14 protein-coding genes are annotated in these 22,462 nt (G+C 70.1%); 7 read left to right on the top strand and 7 right to left on the bottom strand.

Features of this window, described 5'->3' with window-relative positions:
• Positions 1-43: 43 nt before the first annotated feature.
• A complete protein-coding gene (locus ACGFT1_RS05960; protein ID WP_373907809.1) occupies positions 44-406 on the bottom strand; it encodes an STAS domain-containing protein in 363 nt (120 codons plus the stop codon).
• Complete coding sequence (locus ACGFT1_RS05955; RefSeq protein WP_373907808.1) at positions 366-1,859, bottom strand: PP2C family protein-serine/threonine phosphatase; 1,494 nt, start codon at positions 1,857-1,859, stop codon at positions 366-368. Before ACGFT1_RS05955 ends, ACGFT1_RS05960 begins: the two co-directional genes overlap by 41 nt.
• Positions 1,860-2,699: 840 nt before the next feature.
• Between ACGFT1_RS05955 and ACGFT1_RS05950 the strand changes: the two genes are divergently transcribed.
• The 3 genes from ACGFT1_RS05950 (at position 2,700) to tkt (ending at position 8,286) form a co-directional block, all read left to right on the top strand.
• Complete coding sequence (locus tag ACGFT1_RS05950) at positions 2,700-5,072, top strand: SpoIIE family protein phosphatase (RefSeq protein WP_373907807.1); 2,373 nt, start codon at positions 2,700-2,702, stop codon at positions 5,070-5,072.
• 82 nt (positions 5,073-5,154) lie between these two features.
• On the top strand, positions 5,155-5,577 hold the full coding sequence (locus ACGFT1_RS05945) for an STAS domain-containing protein (RefSeq protein ID WP_373907806.1): 423 nt from the start codon (positions 5,155-5,157) through the stop codon (positions 5,575-5,577).
• 495 nt (positions 5,578-6,072) lie between these two features.
• A complete protein-coding gene (tkt, locus tag ACGFT1_RS05940) occupies positions 6,073-8,286 on the top strand; it encodes a transketolase (RefSeq protein ID WP_373907805.1) in 2,214 nt (737 codons plus the stop codon).
• Between the two features lie 139 nt (positions 8,287-8,425).
• Here tkt and ACGFT1_RS05935 read toward each other — a convergent pair whose 3' ends face one another.
• The 3 genes from ACGFT1_RS05935 to ACGFT1_RS05925 form a co-directional block, all read right to left on the bottom strand.
• Positions 8,426-9,682, bottom strand: coding sequence for a cytochrome P450 (locus tag ACGFT1_RS05935; protein WP_373907804.1), 1,257 nt, complete (start codon positions 9,680-9,682; stop codon positions 8,426-8,428).
• Between the two features lie 62 nt (positions 9,683-9,744).
• Positions 9,745-11,148 (bottom strand): NAD(P)/FAD-dependent oxidoreductase, encoded by a 1,404-nt coding sequence (locus ACGFT1_RS05930; RefSeq protein WP_373907803.1) that lies wholly within the window; start codon positions 11,146-11,148, stop codon positions 9,745-9,747.
• Positions 11,145-11,363, bottom strand: coding sequence for a ferredoxin (locus tag ACGFT1_RS05925; protein WP_373907802.1), 219 nt, complete (start codon positions 11,361-11,363; stop codon positions 11,145-11,147). Before ACGFT1_RS05925 ends, ACGFT1_RS05930 begins: the two co-directional genes overlap by 4 nt.
• 1,103 nt (positions 11,364-12,466) lie before the next feature.
• On the opposite strand from ACGFT1_RS05925, the gene ACGFT1_RS05920 reads away from it, so the two are divergent.
• The 3 genes from ACGFT1_RS05920 to ACGFT1_RS05910 all read left to right on the top strand — a co-directional run bounded on the left by ACGFT1_RS05920 (position 12,467) and on the right by ACGFT1_RS05910 (position 19,437).
• Entirely contained in the window at positions 12,467-14,773 is a 2,307-nt protein-coding gene (locus ACGFT1_RS05920; protein ID WP_373907801.1) for a beta-L-arabinofuranosidase domain-containing protein, read from the top strand.
• A 167-nt stretch (positions 14,774-14,940) separates the two neighbouring features.
• On the top strand, positions 14,941-16,350 hold the full coding sequence (locus ACGFT1_RS05915; RefSeq protein ID WP_373907800.1) for a non-reducing end alpha-L-arabinofuranosidase family hydrolase: 1,410 nt from the start codon (positions 14,941-14,943) through the stop codon (positions 16,348-16,350).
• 435 nt (positions 16,351-16,785) lie between these two features.
• The gene (locus tag ACGFT1_RS05910; RefSeq protein WP_373907799.1) at positions 16,786-19,437 is read left to right on the top strand and encodes an RICIN domain-containing protein; all 2,652 of its coding nucleotides are present in this window, start codon (positions 16,786-16,788) and stop codon (positions 19,435-19,437) included.
• 411 nt (positions 19,438-19,848) lie between these two features.
• Here the strand turns inward: ACGFT1_RS05910 and ACGFT1_RS05905 are convergent, their stop codons facing one another.
• Entirely contained in the window at positions 19,849-20,295 is a 447-nt protein-coding gene (locus ACGFT1_RS05905) for an anthrone oxygenase family protein (protein WP_373907798.1), read from the bottom strand.
• A gap of 90 nt (positions 20,296-20,385) precedes the next feature.
• On the opposite strand from ACGFT1_RS05905, the gene ACGFT1_RS05900 reads away from it, so the two are divergent.
• Positions 20,386-20,964 carry a TetR/AcrR family transcriptional regulator gene (locus tag ACGFT1_RS05900; protein WP_373907797.1) on the top strand — a complete coding sequence of 193 codons (579 nt, stop codon included), beginning with the start codon at positions 20,386-20,388 and terminating at the stop codon, positions 20,962-20,964.
• 378 nt (positions 20,965-21,342) lie between these two features.
• On the opposite strand, the gene ACGFT1_RS05895 is transcribed toward ACGFT1_RS05900, so the two are convergent.
• Positions 21,343-22,449, bottom strand: coding sequence for a ricin-type beta-trefoil lectin domain protein (locus tag ACGFT1_RS05895; protein ID WP_373907796.1), 1,107 nt, complete (start codon positions 22,447-22,449; stop codon positions 21,343-21,345).
• Between the last annotated feature and the right edge of the window lie 13 nt (positions 22,450-22,462).

The following is a 22,462-nucleotide window of genomic DNA, read 5'->3' as shown; positions in this document are numbered from 1 at the left end:
CGGTTGCTTCTCCTCCGTCCGGCGAGCTTGCGCACCGGTCGCGTCAGGACGGCCCGGCCGGCCCTGCCCGCACCGCGTCGGCGGCCGTCGGATGCGGTGGAAGGAGTTCGTCCACGCCGGTGACGGTGAGCATGCGCTGCAGGCGGGCCGGCACGCCGGCCACGGCGACCGAACCGCCCGACTGATGCACGAGGTGCCAGATGCCGATCAGGACGCTCAGGCCGGTGGAGTCGCAGCAGCCGATCCCGGACAGGTCCAGAACCAGATAGGCGGGTTCGTCCCGGACGACGTCCGCGACCCGGTCGCGCAACCCACGACCGCTCCGCTGGTCCAGGTCACCGGTCAGAGTGGCGAGAACGACGCCTTCACGAGGCTTCTCGACGGTCATCCCGACGTCGGCGGTCATGTCGTCGTCCCTCCTCTCCCTGCTGAACCGGGTCCGAGGCCGCGGCAGCGCCCCGGGAACCGGAGACAGGCGCGTCGTCGGAGGCCGCCCCCTCCCCCGGGACCGACAGCGCCAGGACGGCGACGTCGTCCCCGGCCCCGTCGGGCAGTGCCTCCAGCAGGGCAACGGTGTCCCGCACCAGGGCGGTGGCCGTGACCGGGCCGGTGCGCTGGTGCAGAAAGCCGGTCAGGCCCTCGTCGCCCAGCATGACGCCCTGAGCGGTATGCGCCTCGATCAGACCGTCCGTGTAGAGGAGCAGCGCTTCCCCCGGGGCCAGCCGGAAGGTGATCTGGGCGAACCGCGCCTCGGGGAACGCGCCTACGAGCATCCCTCCTTTGGGCCGTACCGCCCGCACCCAGACCGCGCCGCCGTCGTCCGGACGCAGGTGGTAGACAGGCGGGTGGCCGCCGGTGGCGATCCTGACCGTGAACCCACCGGTCTCCTCCGATGTGAGGAGGCCGAAGACGGCAGTGCAGAAGCGGCTGCCGGCGGCGACATCGGTGAGCAGGACCGTGTTCAGCGCGGACAGCACCGCGGCGGGGTCGCAGTCGGCCCGGGCGGCGGCCCGCAAGGTATGACGAGCCAGCGAGGTGACGGTCGCCGCCTCCGTTCCCTTGCCGCATACGTCACCCAGGAAGAAGACCCAGCGATCGTCGTCGAGGGGGAAGACGTCGTAGAAGTCCCCTCCCACCTCGTACACGGAGGCCGCGTGGTAGTGGCAGGCCAGTTCGAGGCCGTCAGCGGTCGGGAGCACCGGGGGCAGCAGGGCTCGCTGGAGCGTCGAAGCGAAAACGGCGATCGCGGCCCGGTCCTGCTCCGCACGCTCCCGTGCCGCACTCTCCGCTTCCGCTCGCGCGTACTCCGCTTCCGCTCGTGCGCGTTCCGCCTCCGCCTGGCGGCGCTCGGCCTCGCGCCGTTCCTGCTCGTGGCGCAGGGCCCGCAGGGCGGACAGCCGCAGTTCCAGCTCGTCCCTCACGATGGAGGCCAGGTCGGTGAGGGTAGCGGTGTCGGCCCGGCTGATGGAGCGCGGCTTGGTGTCGAGGATGTTGACCGTGCCCAATCGGTGCCCGTCACCGGTGACGATCGGGGCCGCGGCGTAGAAGCGCACTCCCATCTCGCCGGCCACGAGCGGGTTGGCCGCCGCGACCGGGTCGAGCAGCGTGTCGGGGATCACCAGGGTCTCGTCGCGCAGGACGGCCGAGCCGCACAGTCCCGGATCGCGGCCTATCTCCTTCACACCGTCCAGGCCGTGGGCGGCCTTGAACCAGATGCGGTCGGTGTCCACGATGGTGACCGTCGCCACCGGCACGTCGAAGAGCCGGGCGGCCAGCGCCGCCACCCGGTCGAACGCCCCGTCGGGCGGCGTGTCCAGGATGTCGTAACGGCGAACCGCCGCGATGCGGCGAGTCTCCACCTCGGTGTCCGGAACCACCTCTGGGCGCGGCCCCGGGACAGGGCCGGCTGCGGACGTCTGCTGGGTCATCACTGTTCGCTTTCGCTGCCGGGCCGAGGGGGGTTGACACGGACTGAGGCACCCTAAGCCGAGGGCAGGTCAGGGGCCAATCGCGCCAGGGGCCACGGAGTCAGCGGCTCACCGAGATCCGCGTACCCAGTCGCGGGCAGCCGGGCAGGTCTCGCTGCGCTTGGGCAGCGCCGTGCCGAAGCAGCCCACTCCATGGCCGGCGCCGTCCGGGTTCGGCCCGTACGACACCGAGCACAGGCGTCGCACAGGCACCGAGCTCACAGCCTGACGGCCGATCTCACGCCGACGCCCATGGCCACCCTGCTCCCAGGTTCCACCTCAGCTCCATGTGCAGACGCAGGACTGGTCCTGTGCCTCCCCGGCACCCGATGGCGGCATGGTCGGCCAGGAGCGGCTCGCCCGGCATCTCGCGGCCGCCGGCGCACCGTCGGCCGACCACGTGCCGCACACTGCGGACGGCCTCCTCGGCAGCCTCGGTCCAGGGGCCGGCGACGACACTGCGCTGCTCGCCCTGTCCGTAGCCGTACCGACTGCGTCACCCTCGCGTGCGCGGCCCGCACCGCATCCGCACGGACGTGCCGGGCACTGGGACGACAGCACGGATCGCGACGAACCAGGATTCAGCCAGGGGCTAACCTGTGATGTCCATGGTCCTGCTGTTCGTCCATGGCCCTACCCTCTTCGGTTATCGAGGTGTGACACACCGTGCAGGACGCCCGGTTCGACCTGTCGGCTTTCGATCTCAGTGAAACAGCCCGGTGCAGTGCCCGCTTGCGGAAGGCCGTCAGCGGTGTGCCGTCGCCGGGCGCGGCGGCACAAGCGGTCGCCGACTTCTTCTACGACAGCCTGGTCGACGGGCGTGACGGACGTGCCTGCCCTGCGGTGGGCGTCTTCCTCGCCGGGCCGTGGAGCGCCGCCGCCGCGGCACCGGCAACCGCCGGCCCCCCCGCCGAGCACGCGCGGCGGCTGACCCCGGCCGGGTGGCGTGGCCCGTACGTCCGCCGGCCCGGCGCCGAGGGCTCCGGTCCGCTGCACATGCCCGCGGTGCCGTCCGGCGCCGCCCACGAGGCACCGTCGGTGTACCGGCTGCTCGAACGGCTGGGCGTCACGGCCGGGAACGCGGACGGCGCTGTGCCCGCGGAGAGCGACGTCGAGGTCGTGCACCTGTCCGGCAGCCAGGTGGGCGGGCTGGAGGAACTCCTCCCGGGGCAGGGCGTCCGTTCCGCACTGGCCTTCGGGGGAACCCTGTCGCCGGGTGAATGGTTCGCGGTGGTGCTGTTCTCCCGCCTTCCGTTGTCCGCCGAGGCCGCGAGGATCTTCCGCCTCGTCGCCGGCAGCACGCGCCTGGCGCTGCTGTCCGCCGGCCGGCCGTCGCCCATCGTGGAGGCGGACGCGGCTCGCACCCTCCTGGAGGGGTTGGAGAGCCTGGTGGCACAGCGGGCCGCGCATCTGCAGACGGTCGTGGCCGAGCTGCGCTCCGCCACGACGGAGCTGCGCCGGTCCCAGAAGGAGCTGGAGCAGCGGGAGCGGGAGCTGCGCGAGGAGGCGGCGACCGTCGAGCTGCTCCAAGAGGCGGGCAGTGTCCTGACCGCGGAACTCGACCTCGACGCGCTGGTCCAGCACGCGGTCGACGCCGCCACCCGCCTGGCCGGGGCGGCGTTCGGCGCCTTCTTCTACAACGTCCTGGGCGAGACCGGAGAGTCGTACCTGCTCTACGTGATCTCCGGTGTCGACCGGTCGGCCTTCGACAAGTTCCCCATGCCGCGCAACACCCTGGTGTTCGAACAGACCTTCCGGGGCCTTGGTGTGGTGCGGTCCGACGACATCACCGCGGACTCGCGTTACGGGCACAACGCACCGCACCACGGCATGCCGGAGGGGCACCTGCCGGTACGGAGCTATCTGGCCGTTCCGGTGATGTCCCGCGGGACGGTGCTCGGCGGGTTCTTCTTCGGCCACCCCGAGCGGGGGGTCTTCACGGAGCGGCACGAACGCCTGATCACCGGTGTCGCCGCGCAGACCGCCGTGGCGCTGCAGAACGCGCAGACGTACCGCCAGGAACGGGAAGCGGCCACAGAGCTGCAACGCCACCTGCTGTCGGCGCTGCCACGCGTCGACGGGGTCGCCAGCACGTCGCGATACCTGCCCGCCGCACGGGATCGCGGCGCCGGCGGTGACTGGGTGGACCTCATACCGCTCCCGGACGGCGAGGTGGCGCTGGTCGTCGGGGACGTGATGGGCAAGGGCGTCAGGGCGGCAGCGGTCATGGGCCAGATCCGCACGGCCTGCCGGGCCTACGCACAGCTCGGTCTCGCCCCCGCCGACGTGCTGGAGCAGCTCAGCGTCCTGGTGGACGACATCGCTCCCGGCTCCATCGCCACCTGCGTGTACGCGGTGCTCGACACGCGCCGGGACCTGCTGCGCGCGGCCGTCGCCGGACACCTGCCGCCGGTACGGCGCGACCCCGGAGGCAGCGTGAGGTTCCTGGACGAGAAGGTGGGGCCGCCGTTGGGGGTGGGCAGGCTTCGCTATGCGGAGCAGGAGGTCTCCCTGCCGCCCGGTTCGCGGCTGCTGCTGTACACCGACGGCTTGGTCGAACGCCGCGGGCGTCCCATCGACGACGGACTGCGGCACCTGCGGGAGCTGCTGGCCGGGCCCGTGGGCGAGATCGAGGCGGACTGCGACTCGTGGCTGGACGCGCTGGCCGGCGGGCAGCACGACGACGACATCGCCATGTTGTACCTGCACCGGCCCGAGGACGCGTCGCACCAGGTGGTGGCGGTCACACGTGACTACGCCCCGGTCTCCAGCGCGGTCCCCGACGCCCGCGACCTGGTGTCCAGGGTCATGGGCGAGTGGGGCCTGCGGCATCTGGCGAACGACATGATGCTGATCGCGGACGAGATGGTCGCCAACGCCGTCCGCCACGCCAGGACACCGCTGCGTGTCGAGCTGCGGCGGGCGGGTGAACGCGTCGTCCTGGAGGTCACGGACAGCAGCCCCGAGGAACCTCGTCTGATCGTTTCGCATCCCGGGGGGTTCGGGCACCGGGGCATATTCCTGGTCGACGCCATCGCGTCACGATGGGGCACCCGCTGGATCGACGGAGGGAAAGTAGTCTGGGCGGAGGTCAAGACCTCGTGACGGCGTACCCCGGTCGCCTCCTCGACCGGCACCAGGACGACCAGCCGACCCGTTCGCCCCGGATACAGGAGAGCCGCTCCCGATGACCCCCTCCCCCGGCCCCGAGGCGCACACGCCGACCGGCGGCTCACCAGCGGTCGAATCCAACAGCCTGGTCCCCACCGGCCCGACACTGACCCTCACATCGCACCGCGGCCCGCGCCACGCGGTCGTCGCCGTGGACGGCCCTATCGACTACCACACCGCGCCGCAGTTGCTGGGGCATCTCGCCACCACGGAGATGCAGGAGGTCCCGCTGCTGATCCTGGACCTGACCCACGTGGATTTCTGCGACTCCAGCGCGCTGGGAGCCTTCGTCGACATCCACCGCCGCCGTGCGGAGGCACGCCACCAGTTCGCGTTGACCGGTATCCAACCGGAGGTCAGACGCATCCTGGAACTCACCCGTCTCACGTCCGTCCTGCCGCTGCACGAGACGGTCGGGGACGTGCTCCGCGGAGACTGACTCCCTCACCCGCCGGCCGGTCACCGGCCGGTCACCGAAGAAGAGCGCAGCCGTACCGCTGAAGTCGCCCGGCCACCTCCCGGAATGTCATGGCCACGGCCGACGTCCTGTTTACTCGCCGGGCGATGGGTACTCGGTGGACATACGTGAATCCTCAGGGTGCGAAGTCCGGCAGCCGTGACCCCTACGACGACAACCGCTGAGCGCCCCTCCGCCACGGCTGCAGAAGCCGCGGACAGGGACGCGAGAGGAGTTTCCGGCCGGCGTACAAGGCCCGCCCGGCGGTGCGGAGCGCCGGGTGGGCCTTGTACGGCCGGGGAACCCGTTCGAGCCGCCACGCCCGCCGGCGGACCGCCGGGCCGGCTGAACGCGGTCCCGTCGTGGCGCGGAGGTCACCGCACCCCTCATCCACAGGCGCCCTCTCGTTCCTCGCGACGAAGGGTCGGCCACAGAGCCGTAAGCCCGGCTCACCGGTTCTGGTTAGGAGTAACTGGCATGGCAAGTGAGCAGTCGAGCATCCAGCGGAGCAGGTCGGTACCCGCGCCGGTGGCGGACCGGGCCGGCTGGGACGCCGTCGACGTGCGGGCGGTCGACACCGCACGGTTGCTGGCGGCCGACGCGGTGCAGAAGGTGGGCAACGGCCATCCCGGCACGGCGATGAGCCTGGCCCCGCTCGCCTACCTGCTGTTCCAGAACGTCATGCGGCACGACCCGCACGACGACCAGTGGCTGGGACGCGACCGGTTCGTGCTCTCCTGCGGACACTCGAGTCTGACCCTTTACATCCAGCTCTACCTGTCCGGGTACGGGTTGGAGCTTCCCGACCTGGAGGCGTACCGGACCTGGGATTCGGCCACCCCCGGGCACCCGGAGTACCGGCACACCCGCGGTGTGGAGATCACCACCGGTCCGCTGGGCCAGGGTCTGGCCAGCGCGGTGGGCATGGCGATGGCCGCCCGCCGCGAGCGCGGCCTGCTGGATCCCGACGCCACGCCGGGCGCCAGCCCGTTCGACCACCACGTCTACGTGATCGCCTCGGACGGCGACATGATGGAGGGCGTCACCTCCGAGGCCGCCTCCCTGGCCGGCCACCAGGAGCTGGGCAACCTGATCACGTTCTACGACTCCAACCACATCTCCATCGAGGACGACACCGACGTCTCCTTCAGCGAGGACGTTCCCGCCCGGTACGCCGCCTACGGCTGGCACGTGCAGACCGTGGACTGGACCCGCACCGGCTCCTATGTCGAGGACGTCGACGCGCTGCTGGCCGCGATCGAGGAGGCCAAGCGGGAGACCGGGCGCCCGTCGCTGATCATGCTGCGCACCCTGATCGGCTGGCCCGCGCCGAACAAGCAGAACACCGGGAAGGCGCACGGCTCGGCTCTGGGCGATGACGAGGTGGCCGCCACCAAGCAGGTACTCGGCTTCGACCCGGAGCGCACCTTCACCGTCGAGGACGACGTGCTGCGCCGGGCCCGCGCCGTGGCCGACCGGGGCCGCGACGCACACGCCGAGTGGGAGCGTGGCTTCACGGCGTGGCGGGAGGCGAACCCGGACCGTGCCGCGCTGCTCGACCGGCTCCGGGCGCAGGAGCTGCCCGACGGCTGGGCCGACGCGCTGCCGACGTTCCCGGCCGACGCGAAGGGCATGGCCACCCGCAAGGCGTCCGGCCAGGTGCTGACCGCGCTCGCGCCGGTACTGCCGGAACTGTGGGGCGGTTCGGCGGACCTGGCCGAGAGCAACAACACCACCATGAGCGGCGAGCCCTCCTTCGTCCCCGCCGACCGGCAGACCAAGGAGTGGAAGGGCGGCCCGTACGGCCGCACCCTGCACTTCGGCATCCGAGAGCACGCGATGGGCGCCATCCTCAACGGCATCGCACTGCAGAGCCTGACCCGCCCCTACGGCGGCACCTTCCTGACGTTCTCCGACTACATGCGCCCCGCCGTACGCCTGGCCGCGCTGATGAAGCTGCCCGCCACCTACGTCTGGACCCACGACTCCATCGGTCTCGGCGAGGACGGCCCCACCCACCAGCCCGTGGAACACCTGGCGGCCCTGCGCGCCATCCCCGGCCTGGACGTCGTGCGCCCCGCCGACGCGAACGAGACCGCCGCCTGCTGGCGCACCGTCCTGGAACACAAGGACCGGCCCGCCGGTCTGATCCTGACCCGGCAGAACCTGCCCGTCCTCGACCGCGACAGCGGAGCCTACGCCCCCGCCCAGCACGCGGCCCGAGGCGGATACGTCCTGGCCGACGCGGCGGACGGCGCCACGCCGGACGTCATCCTGATCGCGACAGGTTCCGAGGTCCAGATCGCCCTGGACGCCCGCGAACTGCTGGCGGCCGACTCTCTCGCGGTGCGGGTCGTGTCGATGCCGTGCCGGGAGTGGTTCGCCGCCCAGTCCCCCACCTACCAGGAGCAGGTGCTGCCGCCGTCCGTGCGCGCACGGGTCAGTGTCGAGGCCGCGGTCGGACAGGGCTGGCGCGAGGTGGTGGGCGACGCCGGACGGATCGTGAGCCTGGAGCACTACGGCGCCTCCGCCGACTACCAGCGCCTGTATTCGGAGTTCGGCATCACCCCGCAGGCAGTTGCCGAAGCCGCCCGCGACAGCATCCGTGACGCCCGCCAGGCACCACGTCCCGGCGGCCACCAGGGCACCACCTCCGCCCCCACCGGAGGCGGTACCGGCGACCACCCGTGACGGCCGACGGAAACCACGCCTCACGGTGACGGGTCAGGGTGCCCGCGGAGGACCAGGCCGCCTCCCAGGCCGCCGTGCTCTCCGCCCTCGCCTGCGGCGCAGTACTGCGCCGCAGGCGAGGGCGATCCCGCGACCGGGGTCAGTCGCGGATGCCGTCGATGTCCACCAAGACGTGCCGCGGCCCGCGGAAGATCTGGTTGTGCCGGTACGGCGGCGGGTCCTCGACCAGCCGGGGGTTCTGCACCCGGCGGACGAACTCGCCGACCGCGACCTGGACTTCGAGCCGCGCGAGCGGAGCGCCGAAGCAGAAGTGGATGCCCTGGCTGAATCCGAGGTGCTGGTTGTCACGGCGTTCGAGGTCGAGTTCGTCAGGGTCGGTGAACCGTTCCGGGTCGCGGTTCCCCGAGCCGTAGGCCAGGAAGATCGGGGCTCCCCTCGGGATGGTGGTGCCGGCGATGTCGATGTCTTCCAAGGCGGAGCGGGTGTGCCAGAACTGGACCGACGATTCGAAGCGCAGCAGTTCCTCCACCCCGGGCACGATGAGTTCGGGCCGGCGGCGCAGTGTGTCGAGCGCCTCGGGACGGCGCAGCAGCGTGAGCACGCTGTGGGCGATGAGGTTGACCGTGGTCTCGTGCCCCGCGAAGATCAGGAGCAGGGTGTTGCTCGCGAGCACCCCCTTCGGCATCCGCCCCTGCGGACCGTCGTCGTTCACCATCGCCGAGAGCATGCCCGGTCCGGGCTGCTGGGCGTACCGGTCGAGCAACTCGGCTGCGAACTGCCCGAACTCCTGCACGGCCTGCCGTCCCCCGGTCTGCCGGCTCCGGATCTCCTCGGAGGCTGCCTCGGGGCCGAAGTCCAAAGCGTCCAGGGCGGTCTCTATCCAGCGGTGGAAGCGCTGCTCGTCCTCCAGCGGCACGCCGAGAACCTTGCAGATCACCGTCACCGGCAGGGGGTAGGCGAAGTCGTCGACGGCATCGATCCGGTCCTTGCCCTTCATGCCGTCCAGGAGGCCGTCGACGATTCGGCGGATCTCGGGCTCCAGGTCGGAGATCAGGTGGGGCGCATGGGGCGGTCCGGCGAAGTGCGGCATCATCATCCGGCGATCGCGATCGTGTTCGGGTGGATCGCAGGTGATGATGTTCGGCTCGGTCAGCGCCTCCCTGATCGGCTCCGCCGAGCCCTCCGTCCGGGCCGCGACCGGGACGGGGCACTTTCTGGGATCCGAGCTGACCCGGGGGTCGTGGAGCAGCGTGACGATCTCCCGGTAGGTGCTGACCACGTAGGTCCCGTCCGGTTGCCGCGCCACCGGTGTCTTGCGCAGCTCCTTGTAGAAAGGGTACGGATCGGCGCGGTTCGCGTAGCGGAGGGCCTGCTGCCAGGGGGTTTCCTCGACCACAAGGCTCCCCTCCTTCTTCCTGTCGGTACTGTCCGCTTACACGGTTCGACCCGGCGGGCACCTCAGTGACGCCGAGCCCGGAACTCGGCCGTCCGCTCGCTCGGAGCATGGCCGGTCAGGACCACGTCGGGGACCGCTCCGGGAGCGCCACGTTCCGGGAACTCGGCCGGCATCGGCTTCATGTCGGTCGGTTGGTCCCAGCCCGGTGGCGGAGGCGGGAACGGAGCGGATCGCTCGATCAACTTGCCGTAGTACTCCAGCCACTTGCCGTGGTCGAAGGTGACGGCGGCGACGATCCGGCCCCGATGACCGTAGGCGGCGGCGAAATGGCGATCCGTGACCGATCCCTGTGTGAAGACGATCTCGTCACCGAAGGGCGGCACGCCGACGGACTTGATGTTGACGCCGAACTGACCGGACCAGAAGCCGGGAAGCAGCAGGTGCGGGCGATAGTGGGGCTCCAGGTTCACCATGTTGTGGGCCGCGACCTCGGCACCGAGAACAGCGTTGTCCCAGTGCTCCATCGCGAGGAACTGGTACTCGTACAGCACATGTGGCGCACGTGCCACGTCCCCCGCCACGAAGATGCTGTCGGTGACCACGCCGTTGATGTCGAAGGCGCGGCCGCCGGCGTCGCACCCGACGCCCCAGAAACCGGCCGCCAGCCCCGAGCCCTCCAGCCATTCCACGTTGCGGATCGACCCCAGAGAGGCCACCACCACATCGGCGTCGACGGCGGTTCCGTCCGACAGGTGCGCACGCCGCACGTGTCCGCCGGGATCGCCCTCCAGTGACGACACGCCCAGCCCGCAGCGCAGGTCCACGCCGTGATCGCGCTGCATCTGCGCGGCGATCTCCCCGATCACCCCTCCGAGCGCGCCGACCAGCGGTGCGGAACCCCGCTCGACGACGGTCACCGGGATGTCGAGTTCCCGGCAGACCGAGGCCACCTCCGAACCGATGAACCCGGCACCGATGATCAGGACCCGCGACGGCGGCTCGGCCAGCGCCTTCTGCAGCTGTGCGGCATCGTCACGCGAGCGGATCGTGTGGACCCCGTGCAGAGCGGCCTCGGTCGGGTCCGGCCACTGCCGCGCGCGAGTGCCCGTGGCGATCAGCAACCGGTCGTACGGCACCTGCGCACCGTCGGCCAGGCGCACCTGCTTGGTGACCCGGTCCAGCCCGACGGCGGCCACCCCCAGCCGCCAGTCCGCGTCCACTTCTCGCATGCGGGGCAGCTCGGTGTGGTCAGCCGGTACCCAGCCTTTGAGCACCTGCTTGGACAGCGGGGGACGGTCGTAGGGCTCGTACGGTTCGTCCCCGATGATGGTGAGCGGACCGGTGAAGCCCTCCTCACGCAGGGCTTCCGCGGCCCGCAGCCCGGCCAGGGAGGCACCGACGATGACAATCCGGCCGCTGGCCCTGAACTCTCGCACCAGCTCGGCGACGGTCGCCGGCAAGGTCATGGCGTCGCGCTCCCCTCCGCGCCGTCCAGGCGATCGATCACGATCGCCTGGACCGGGCAGGCCGCAGCGGCCCGCTCGACCCGCAAGCGCCCCTCGTCATCAGGGTTCGGCTCATAGGTGAGCGCCTCCTGACCGGTCAACCTGAAGACCTCGTGGGCGAGATACACACATTGCGCGTATCCCTGGCACCGATTCAGGTCCACGACGATCCGCATGGGCAGGCTCCTTCCGCTCCGCCTCACGCCCCAGGCGTCCACCGGCGCGCTCATGAAGTCGTGGGATGTCTCGACCCTCTTGTCGGGCGATTCGGCTGTGGTGCCACCCGGTGGACCCGGCCGGGTCCACCGACGGGGGCTCGCTATCGTCCGCTGCCCCGATGCCCCGCTGGCTTGCACGGTGGCGCTCGTCGCCTGCCGGCATGGAGAGCCGGAGGGCGCGATGCACGAACGACGGGGTCGGCGGCAATGCCCTGCCCGTGGCGCCCTGACAAAATGGTCGCCCCGCCATCCGACGATCGCAAACCCGCCGCTGGGGTCCCGGATCAGCGCGGACGGAGGGGTGTGGGCGGGGCCTTTCTGCAGGGTGAACCCGGTGGCGTCCGGCGAGTCGTACACATACAGGTTCGACTCACCGCTGTTGGTGAACGCGGTCATCGCGTACCGCGTGGCCTGCCCGGCCGGCGGGGCGGCGGAGGCGGTGCCCTCAAAGACGCGCCACCCGGCACCAGCAGCAGCGGGCCCAGCAGCGCGAGCGGCTCTCTTACGGCTCTGTTCAGCTCTTCCTCCGGGGTCGGCCAGTCCGCTGGACCGATCGCCGTGACGAGGGACGCGATTGTTCGATGCATCGAACAATGTGCGGAAGTTCGAGCAGAAGATAGGTTTGGGCCGTGGTTCCGTCAATGTTTCCGGCGGGTACCGTTCGGCGCATTTCACACCGCCCGGATATCGAAGAAGCCGCGCTGTCACACACGTTGACTTCCGTACGGGAAACCCTTTACGTTCGGCGCCGACCCGTCCGGCAAATCGACCCGCGTTCGGAATATCGGACATTCGCGGTGCGAGAGCGGTCCCGCCTCCGGAAGGAAGCCACCCCCCATGCCCCGAACCGCGCATTTCCAGGCGCGCCCCCTTCCCCCACCCCACCGCCCCGGCACCGGACTTCGACGTCCTCGAGATCCAGGCGGTGCTCCGCGTGGGAAAACCGAACCAGCGATGGACCCTCCACCGCGACCTCGGCAAGGACCCTGAGGGGTGGAGGCGGAAGTCTCGCCGGGTGTCAACGACCAAGCAATCACCCGCTCGTCATCGAAAGGTGCAAGATGTCTTCCTTCGTCAGCAGACGGCGCCTGTTACAAGTAGCCGGGGCCACGGTCGCCGCATCCGCCACGGAATCCTTCATGGGCACATCTCCCGCGCAGGCGGCCGTTCCTCCCGCAAGGGCCGACATAGGGGTCTTGGCGTACCCCTTCGAACTCGGCCAGGTCCGGCTCACCGCAAGCCGGTGGCTGGACAACCAGGACCGCACGCGGAACTATCTGCGGTTCGTCGATGTCGACCGGCTGCTGTACAACTTCCGCGCCAACCACCGGCTCTCCACCAACGGCGCCGCCGCCACCGGTGGCTGGGACGCACCGAACTTCCCCTTCCGCACCCACGTCCAAGGGCACTTCCTCAGCGCCTGGGCACAGCTGTACGCCGTGACGGGGGACACCGCCTGCCGGGACAGGGCAACCCACATGGTCGCTGAGTTGGCCAAGTGCCAGGCCAACAACAGCGCCGCCGGTTTCAACGCCGGGTACCTCTCCGGCTACCCCGAGTCCGACTTCACCGCTCTCGAACAGCGGACCCTGAGCAACGGCAATGTGCCGTACTACACCATCCACAAGACCCTCACCGGCCTGCTGGACGTATGGCGCCACATCGGCAGCACACAGGCCCGTGACGTGCTGCTCGCCCTGGCCGGATGGGTCGACTGGCGCACCGGCAGGCTGAGCGGCCAGCAGATGCAGACCATGCTGCAGACCGAGTTCGGCGGCATGAACAGCGTGCTGACCGACCTCTACCAGCAGACAGGCGACGCGCGGTGGCTCACCGTCGCCCAGCGGTTCGACCACGCCGCGGTGTTCGACCCCCTGGCGTCCGGCCAGGACCAGCTCAGCGGACTGCACGCCAACACCCAGGTGCCCAAGTGGATCGGGGCCGCCCGGGAATACAAGGCCACCGGCACGACCCGCTACCGGGACATCGCCACCAACGCCTGGAACTTCACCGTCAACGCGCACACCTACGCCATCGGCGGCAACAGCCAGGCGGAGCACTTCCGCGCCCCGAACGCCATCGCCGGCTACCTGGACAAGGACACGTGCGAAAGCTGCAACACCTTCAACATGCTCAGTCTCACCCGGGAGCTGTTCACGCTGGACCCGGACCGGGTAGCGCTGTCCGACTACTACGAGCAGGCGTGGCTCAACCAGATGATCGGCCAGCAGAACCCGGCCGACGACCACGGCCACGTCACCTACTTCACCCCCCTCGATCCGGGCGGCCGCCGCGGTGTGGGGCCGGCGTGGGGCGGCGGCACCTGGAGCACCGACTACGGCACCTTCTGGTGCTGCCAGGGCACAGGCTTGGAGATGCACACCAGGCTGATGGACTCCATCTACTTCCGCCGTGACAACACGCTGATCGTGAACCTGTTCGTGCCCTCGGTGCTCAACTGGTCGGAGCGCGGAATCACGGTCGCCCAGACCACGTCGTACCCCGTCAGCGACACCACGACCCTGCAGGTCACCGGCAACGTCGGCGGCACGTGGGCGATGCGCATCCGCATCCCGAGCTGGACCGCCGGGGCCGCGATCAGCGTCAACGGCACGCGGCAGAACATCACCACCACCCCCGGCAGCTACGCCACCCTGACCCGCTCCTGGACCTCCGGCGACACGGTCACCGTCCGTCTGCCCATGCGGGTCATCATGCGAGCGGCCAACGACAACCCGAACGTCACCGCGATCACCTACGGCCCGGTGGTCCTGTCCGGCAACTACGGTGACTCCGAACTCAGTTCCCTCCCGTCGCTGAACACGTCCTCGATCACACGGACCAGCAGCAGTTCGCTCGCCTTCACCGCGACCGCCGACGGCTCCACCGTCAACCTGGGCCCGTTCCACGACGCGCACGGCCACAACTACACCGTCTACTGGAACACCAGCGGCACCGTCCGGCTCGCCAACGCGGGCAGCGGTCTCGTGCTGGGCATCGAGGACATGTCCACGGCCGACGGTGGCCGCGCTCTGCACTGGAACGACTCGGGCACCGCCGACCACGACTGGCACATGATCGCCGACGGAAACGCGGTCCGCTTCCGCAACGCCCACAGCGGCAAGGTGCTCGGCGTCTTGAACATGTCGACGGCAGACGGCGCGACCGTCCTGCAGTGGTCGGACAACGGCACCGCCGACCACCGATGGACGCTGCTCGACCAGGGAGACGGAACCTACAAGATCCGCAACGAGAACAGCGGCAAGTTGCTCGCCATCGCGAACAACTCCACCGCCGTAGGTGCCTTCGCAGTCCAGGACTCGGACGACGGCACTGCCGACAACCGGTGGCGCATCGTGAGGAACTAGGCCGCCGAGGAAGTACACCCTGATCGGTCTCCCTCCTCCACCGCGCTCGACTCCTCGACCCTCGTTCGATATCGAGAACAAAGGAGGTCGAGGCGCAGCACATCGACAGTCCGGACAGCCTCTGACGGGGCCGAACCGGAGCGCTCACCCAACGAAAGAGGCCCGCATTGCGCAGACTACGTTTCAGCCGCAGACATCTGTCCGTGGTGCTCGCGGCCCTGGTCGCGTCGGCGGCGACGCTCGTCGCCGACCCGGCTCAGGCGGCCACCACCGGCGCCGTGCGCGGCGCCGGTTCCGACCGGTGTCTCGATGTACCGGGTGCCGCCCAGACCGACGGCACGAACCTGCAGATCTGGGACTGCCACGGCGGGACCAACCAGCAGTGGACACTGACGGACGGCAACCAGCTGACCGTGTACGGCAACAAGTGCCTGGATGTCCCGGGACACGCGACCACGGCCGGTACCCGGCCGGTGATCTGGTCCTGCAACGGCGGTACGAACCAGCAGTGGCGGGTGAACGCCGACGGCACGATCGTCGCCGTGGGGTCCGGGCTGTGTCTGGACGTCAGCGGCGGCGCTACGGCCAACGGCACGGCGGTGCAGCTCTGGAACTGCAACGGCGGCATCAACCAGAAATGGACCGGCCTGTCCGGAACGCCCAACTCGTGTTCTCTTCAGTCGACATACCGGTGGACGTCGACCGGTCCGCTGGCGCAGCCGGCGAACGGCTGGGTGGCGCTCAAGGACTTCACCACCGTGACGTACAACGGCCAGCACCTGGTCTATGCGACCACCTCCGACGGATCGTCGTGGGGCGCGATGACGTTCCGGCCCTTCACGAACTGGTCGGACATGGCCTCGGCCGGCCAGACCGGGATCAGCGGGTCCGCGGTGGCGCCCCAACTCTTCTACTTCGCGCCCAAGAAGATATGGGTGCTGGTCTCGAACGGGTGGGGCACCGCCTGGCCCTTCACCTACCGCACGTCCAGCGACCCCACCAACCCCAACGGCTGGTCCGCGCCGCAGCAGCTGTTCACCGGCAGCCTCCCCACAGGCGGCCCGATCGACCCGACCGTGATCGCCGACGACCAGAACATGTACCTGTTCTTCGCCAATGACAAGGGCGGCATCTTCAAGTCGACCATGCCGATCGGGAACTTCCCGAGCAGCTTCGGCTCGTCGTACACGACGGTCATGAGCGACACGGAGGACAAGCTGTTCGAGGCGCCGGAGGTCTACAAGGTCCAGGGCCAGAACCAGTACCTCATGATCGTTGAGGCAAAGGGCGCGGGCGGCCGCTACTTCCGCTCGTTCACCGCCTCCAGCCTGAACGGTCCGTGGACCCTGCAGGCCGGCAGCGAGAGCAGCCCCTTCGCGGGCAAGGCCAACAGCGGTGCCACCTGGACCGACGACATCAGCCACGGCGACCTGGTCCGCAACAACCCCGACCAGACCATGACCATCGACCCCTGCAACCTGCAGTTCCTCTACCAGGGCTACGACCCCGACATCCCAAGAGAAACCCCCTACCAGCGACTGCCGTACCGGCCGGGCCTGCTCACCCTTCAGCGCTGACCTGCGCGCACTGCGTGGGAGCCGGCTCCTCGGCCGGCCAGATTCCCGGAGGTCACCCACAAGGTGATCCACGGCTACCGGTCCGGGGCCGCTCGGGCGCGGTTCCGGCACCGGTCCGGGGCCGCTCGGGCGCGGTTCCGGCACCGGATCAGGGCCGCTCGGGCGCGGTTCCGGCACCGGATCAGGGGCGAGAGCCTTCCTCCAGCCGGCTGGTCGAAGGAGGCGGCGTGGGCCAGGAGGAGCACACCGCCAACTCCCGTAACAGCACCACCCAGACGCTGATCAGCGCCTACCGCGCCACGAGGAGATGGGAAAAAGTTCCGGCTCGCGGCAACCTGTCCGGAACCTGTGACGACAAGGAAGCGGATCCGGCCGTTTCCGGGGCCGGGATCCTGCTGTCCACTGTCGAACAGTTTGCAAGGAGAACGCCTCCCCATGAACAACCCCACGAACGGCGGGCGCCGCGGGCGTCACCGCCGCGGCTGGACCGCGACCGGTCTGCTGCTCGGCGTGCCCGCCGTTCTCGTGCCGTATCTGCTGTTCGCGCAGGAGGACTCGCAGGCCGCGACAGTCGACGGCGATGCCTACTACCGGCTGGTTTCCGTGCGCAGCGGCAAGGTGCTGGATGTCAACAGCTTCTCCACCGCCGACGGCACCCGCATCCAGCAGTGGACCGACCAGAACGCCGCCAACCAGCAGTGGAAGCTGAAGCCCACCGGGGACGGCTACTACGAGCTGGTGAACCGCAACAGCGGCAAAGTGCTGGGCATAGCAGGCAACTCCCCCGCGCAGGGGGCTACCGCCGAGCAGCAGACCGACAGTTCCGCCACCTCGCAGGAGTGGCGAATCAGCAACGTGAGCGGTTCCGGGGCCGTCACCTTCACCTCCCGCAGGAGCGGCCTGGTCCTGGACGTCTCCGGGGGCTCCTCGGCTCAGGGTGCGGCGGTCGTGCAGTATCCGAGCCGGGGCACCACCGACCAGCAGTGGAAGCTGGTGAAGGTGGGCGAGACCCGGGCGGCCGGGGCCGGCGGCGGGCGGACCACGGCTGCGGCCCAACCGTATGTGTGGAAGAACGCCCAGGTGGTGGGCGGCGGTTACGTCACCGGGCTGGTGTTCAACCCGCGCGAGAAGAGCCTGCTGTACGCGCGCACCGACATGGGCGGCGCGTACCGCTGGGACACCGGGGCCGAGCAGTGGATCCCGCTGACCGACTGGATCGGCGAGAAGGACTGGAACCTGCTGGGCATCGACTCGGTGGCCACCGACCCCGTCGACCCCGAGCGGCTCTACCTCGGGGCGGGCACCTACACCAACGAGTGGGCGGGCAACGGCGCGATCCTGCGCTCCACCGACCGGGGCCGCACCTTCAAGCGCACCGATCTGCCCTTCAAGGTGGGCGCCAACGAGGACGGCCGCGGCGCGGGCGAACGGCTCGCGATCAACCCCGCCGACAACGGCACCCTCCTGCTGGGGACCCGCAAGAACGGCCTGTGGCGCAGTGACGACCACGGCGTGACGTGGCGGCAGGTCTCCTCGTTCCCCGTCAAGGACGGGGCGAGCAGCGGCGCCGGCATCTCCTTCGTGACGTACGGCCCGGCCGGCAGCAAGACGATCTACGTCGGCGTCGCCGACAGGTCCACCTCCCTGTACCGCTCCACCGACGGCGGCGGCAGCTGGCAGGCCGTCTCCGGGCAGCCCGCCGGCCAGCTGCCGCAGCACGGCGTGCTCTCCGGTGACGGCTCGCTGTACCTGACCTACACCAACAACCTCGGACCCAACGGCGTGACGGCGGGCTCGGTGTGGAAGTACACGCCGGACCGCGGGGCGTGGAAGAACGTCTCCCCGTCCCAGGGCAGCTACGGGTTCTCCGGTCTGGCCGTCGACCCGCGCAAGCCCTCCACGGTGATGGTCACCACTCTCGGCCGCTGGTGGCCTGAGGACGAGATCTACCGCAGCACCGACGGCGGCACGACCTGGAAGGCACTTGCCGGCAAGTCCGTGCGCAACGCCTCCGCCGCTCCTTACGTCGGCACCCGCACCGGGCACTGGATGACCGCCCTGGCCATCGATCCCTTCAACTCCGGGCATGTGCTGTACGGCACCGGCAACGGCATCCTGCGCAGCAAGGACGCGGACGCATCCGACAGCGGCGGCACCAGCCACTGGAGCATGGGCGCCCGAGGGCTGGAGGAGACCGCGCTGATGGACGCTATCGCCCCTCCCGGCGGCGCCACCGTCATCACCGCCATGGGCGACCAGGGCGGCTTCCGTCACGACTCCCTGACCAAGGTGCCCTCCGGGCGGCTGACGAACCCGATGATGACCAACAGCACCGACATCGACTTCGCCCAGTCCAAGCCCTCGATGATGGTCCGCGTCGGCCGTGGCGGCAAGCAGGACGGTGCCTACTCCACCGACGGCGGCCTCAGCTGGAACGGCTTCGAGGCAGAGCCGGTGGCCGGTGCCCAGGACGGGCATGTCGCGCTCGCGGCGGACGGCTCCACCATCGTCTGGACCCAGGCCGGTCAGGTCCCGTACCGCTCGACCGACAAGGGGGCAAGCTGGTCGAAGGCCAGCGGCCTGGGAGCCGACACGGCGGTCGTCGCCGACCGCTCCTCGGCCAAGACCTTCTACTCGCTGTCCGGCGGCACGCTCTACGCCAGCACCGACGGCGGCGCGACCTTCACCGCCCGCGCCGGCAACCTGCCCGACGGCCGGCTCAAGGCAGTCCCCGGCATCGCCGGAGACCTGTGGATCGCCAGCAGCACCAAAGGGCTGCTGCACTCCACCGACGGCGGCCGGACCTTCACCACGCTCAGGTCGGTGCAGTCCGCCTCCGCCCTCGGCTTCGGCAAGCCCGAGCCGGGCACCAGCTACCAGGCCCTGTACCTGATCGGCACCGTCAACGACGTCACCGGCGTCTTCCGCTCCACCGACAAGGGTGCCACCTGGCTCCGCGTCAACGACAAGGCTCACCAGTGGGGCGCCATCGGCGCCGTCGGCGTCATCACCGGCGACCCCGACACATACGGCCGCGTCTACGTCGGCACCAACGGACGCGGCCTCCAGTACGGCGACCCGTCCTGACCCGCACACCCGAGCGGGGCCGCAGCCACCATGGCCGGCGGCCCCGCCATGGCTGCGGGACCTGGCCCGAGACGTAGGCCGCGTCACCGTCAGGGTCGGTGAGGCCGTCTCCCCGAAGTCCCGGCGCGATGCCTGGGGCGCGTACCGGGTCGTGATCAATGAGTGGGTCCTCCCCTCGTGCTGATCTTCGATCCGGTAGGTCGTCCTGCGTGACGCGTGCGCGGCTGACCGATGTGGAGTGGGAGTTCATCGAGCCGTACCGGCCGATCGACAAGGCGTACTCGTCCTGCGGCAACCCCGCCCACCTGCGCAGGCGTGGCATCAAGCATTCCGGATGTCCGGATTTCGGTGGCGCGCTGCCGCCCGGGGAGTGGGGATCGTGCGCCACCGGCGCGGTGTCGGCCCGCGGGCTCAGGCGAGGGCGGCCGCCAGGCAGGCGAAGGCGGCGATGATGACGGCGACGCGGACATAGTGGTAGCGGTCCCAGCGGTTCATCTGCTGCTTCCAGTCCTCGGGCCGGTTGTCGGGGGTCCACGTCCTGCCCCGGTTGTTGATCGGGACGAGCAGCAGGATCGACGTGATCACGCTGAGGAGCAGCAGTGCGCCGGCGGTGACGACGAGGCCGGTGCCGTGGTGGTGCCGTCCGGCGATGGCCCAGACCGCGACGAGGACGAGCGAGGTGATGTACCAGACCGGCATCACGGCGCCGAGCATCCGGCCCCCGTGGGCGCGGCCGAGTTGGCCGCTGTCCTCCGGGAGGGCGTTGAGGATCGGGTTGATGACGAAGGCGACGGAGAACTCCACGCCCACCATCACGCCGACGACCACGGTGGTGAACACCTCGAGTGCGTTGAGCATGTGACCCCTCTTGAAAACTAGTGGCGCTAGCCGATGAAGCAACGCTAGCGCTGCCGCCGCTTGATTGTCTAGCGATGCTAGGATCGGGTCATGTCGGTACAGGAACGCAAGCAGCGCGAACGGGCGGAGCGCGAACGCCTCATCGTGGCGACAGCCCGCGAACTCGCCGAGCAGCAGGGCTGGGACGCGGTCACCACCCGCCGGCTCGCCGAGCGCATCGAATACAGCCAGCCCGTCCTCTACAGCCACTTCCGCGGCAAACGCGAGATCATCGGCGCCGTCGCCCTCGAAGGCGCCACCGAGATGGCCGCGGCGCTGCGGGCCGCGACCTCCGCCGCAGACGGCCCCCGCACCCGGGTCACCGCCCTCGCCCGCACCTACCTCGACTTCGCCGCGCGCAACCCGGCGGTCTACGACGCCCTGTTCCAGCTCGACGGCGGCCTGGCCTTCGCGAACGAGGACACCCCCGAGCCTCTGAAGGACGCCTTCGCCGCCCTGCTGGAAAGCCTCGGCGAGGTCGCCGGGGACGGCGTCCACCCGGGACTGTTCACCGAGGTGTTCTGGGCGGCCCTGCACGGACTGGCCACCCTGACCCGGGCGCGACGGCTCCCGCCGGAGGACACCGAGCGCAGGGTGGAGTTGCTGGTGGACCGGCTCGCCATGGTCTGACACACCGCCCCGGCGGGCACGCAGCCGGGGTCCCCGGACCCCGCTGCCTGCCTCCGGACGGTGGGCCCGAAGCGGAACGACACTCATGGCGAACCGCCGGGGAGCAACTCGGATGGCCCCACGTCGTGAACGGCCCCGAGACGTTCCGCTCAACACCGCCTTGACCGTCGAGGTCCCCGGGCCGACTGCGCCTGGAAGAGAGTCGGCGCCCACCTGGTCAGGTGCGCCGAGATCGACTCTGCGCTCAGTCGTGCGATGCTTATCCTCGCTGTCTGCCTTGTACGAGCCGACCGCAGCCGGTGCCGTCCCCGGCGGGACCGGCACCGGTGTCCTCCTGGGATCTGAGCCCGGAGAGGGCTCAGATCCCGGGCTCGGGGTTCATCCGGTGGTCAGAGTGGTCCACTTCTGGTTGGAGCCGCCGTTGCAGTCCCACAGCACGAGCTGTGTGCCGTCGGCCGTGGAGGAGCCCGGAACATCGAGGCAGCGGCCGGAGGCGGGGTTGCGGTATCCGCCGTTGTAGGGCTGCCAGACCTGGTTGGCACCGCCGTGGCAGGCCCAGAGCTGCAGCTCGGTGCCGTTGGCGGTGGCCCCGCCGGCGGCGTCGAGGCACTTGCCCAGGGAGCGCAGGGTGCCGTCGGTGTAGGCGGACCAGTACTGGTTGGCGCCGTCGCCGCAGCTCCACGTCTGGACGGCGGTCCCGTCGGTGCTGTTGGCACCGTTGACGTCCATGCACTTGCCGGCCACGCCGGACTGCACGCGGGCGGGCGCGGGGGCGGGGTTCTTCAGCCACCCGGCGCTGTCCGCGGATTGGACACCGCGGTGGAAGGCGTCGGCCATCTTCTGGTAGCCCGAGTCGTCGGGATGCAGGGGGTCGGCCAGGTCGGCCGTGGTCAGACTGCTCATGTCGACGAACGCGACGCGTTTGCCCGCGGCCTGCGCGTCGCTGACGATCTGCCGGGTGGCCTCGTTGTACGTGCCCCGGAACCGCTCCTCCGAGCTGCTGGTGGACACGACCAGGGAGGCGACGAGGACGGTGGCGTCGGGGACGTCGGCGGTGATGTGGCCGACCAGGGACCTCAGCCGGGCTATGGCGCTGTCGACCTCGGAGGCTCCTTGGAGGTCGTTGGTACCGATGTGCAGCGTCACGACGTTGGGCCGGTAGCGGGTCAGCGAGGCGTCGGCGAGCGCGGCGATCTGGTCGATGCGGTACCCGGAGTGGCCTTCGTTGTCCGGATCGGACATCGAACCGTTCCGCACCGTACCCACGAAGTCCAGCGGATGGCCGTCCGCCGCGAGCCGGTTCCACAACGGCGCGCGGTAGCCGTTGCCCGTACTGCTTCCCACGCCCCAGGTTATCGAGTCGCCCAACGGCATGATCCGCAAAGGCGTGTTGGAGGCGGCGGAGGCCGGGGCCACACCTGCCGCCGTCCCCCCGAGCGCGACAGCGACAAGCGTGACCAGGGGGAGAATCCGGGACTTTTTCATGCAGTTTCCTCTG

This window comes from Streptomyces sp. Y20 (assembly GCF_043195475.1).
In the GTDB taxonomy this organism is placed as follows: Bacteria; Actinomycetota; Actinomycetes; order Streptomycetales; family Streptomycetaceae; genus Streptomyces.
Note: the sequence above shows the minus strand (reverse complement) of the source record. Positions and strands in the feature narration are given on the sequence as shown.

Coding starts and splice junctions, on each gene's coding strand:
- ACGFT1_RS05905 (WP_373907798.1), bottom strand. CDS start 20,295: ATGCTCAACGCACTCGAGGTGTTCACCACCGTGGTCGTCGGCGTGATG.
- ACGFT1_RS05920 (WP_373907801.1), top strand. CDS start 12,467: ATGTCTTCCTTCGTCAGCAGACGGCGCCTGTTACAAGTAGCCGGGGCC.
- tkt (WP_373907805.1), top strand. CDS start 6,073: ATGGCAAGTGAGCAGTCGAGCATCCAGCGGAGCAGGTCGGTACCCGCG.
- ACGFT1_RS05960 (WP_373907809.1), bottom strand. CDS start 406: ATGACCGCCGACGTCGGGATGACCGTCGAGAAGCCTCGTGAAGGCGTC.
- ACGFT1_RS05945 (WP_373907806.1), top strand. CDS start 5,155: ATGACCCCCTCCCCCGGCCCCGAGGCGCACACGCCGACCGGCGGCTCA.
- ACGFT1_RS05895 (WP_373907796.1), bottom strand. CDS start 22,449: ATGAAAAAGTCCCGGATTCTCCCCCTGGTCACGCTTGTCGCTGTCGCG.
- ACGFT1_RS05900 (WP_373907797.1), top strand. CDS start 20,386: ATGTCGGTACAGGAACGCAAGCAGCGCGAACGGGCGGAGCGCGAACGC.
- ACGFT1_RS05930 (WP_373907803.1), bottom strand. CDS start 11,148: ATGACCTTGCCGGCGACCGTCGCCGAGCTGGTGCGAGAGTTCAGGGCC.
- ACGFT1_RS05925 (WP_373907802.1), bottom strand. CDS start 11,363: ATGCGGATCGTCGTGGACCTGAATCGGTGCCAGGGATACGCGCAATGT.
- ACGFT1_RS05910 (WP_373907799.1), top strand. CDS start 16,786: ATGAACAACCCCACGAACGGCGGGCGCCGCGGGCGTCACCGCCGCGGC.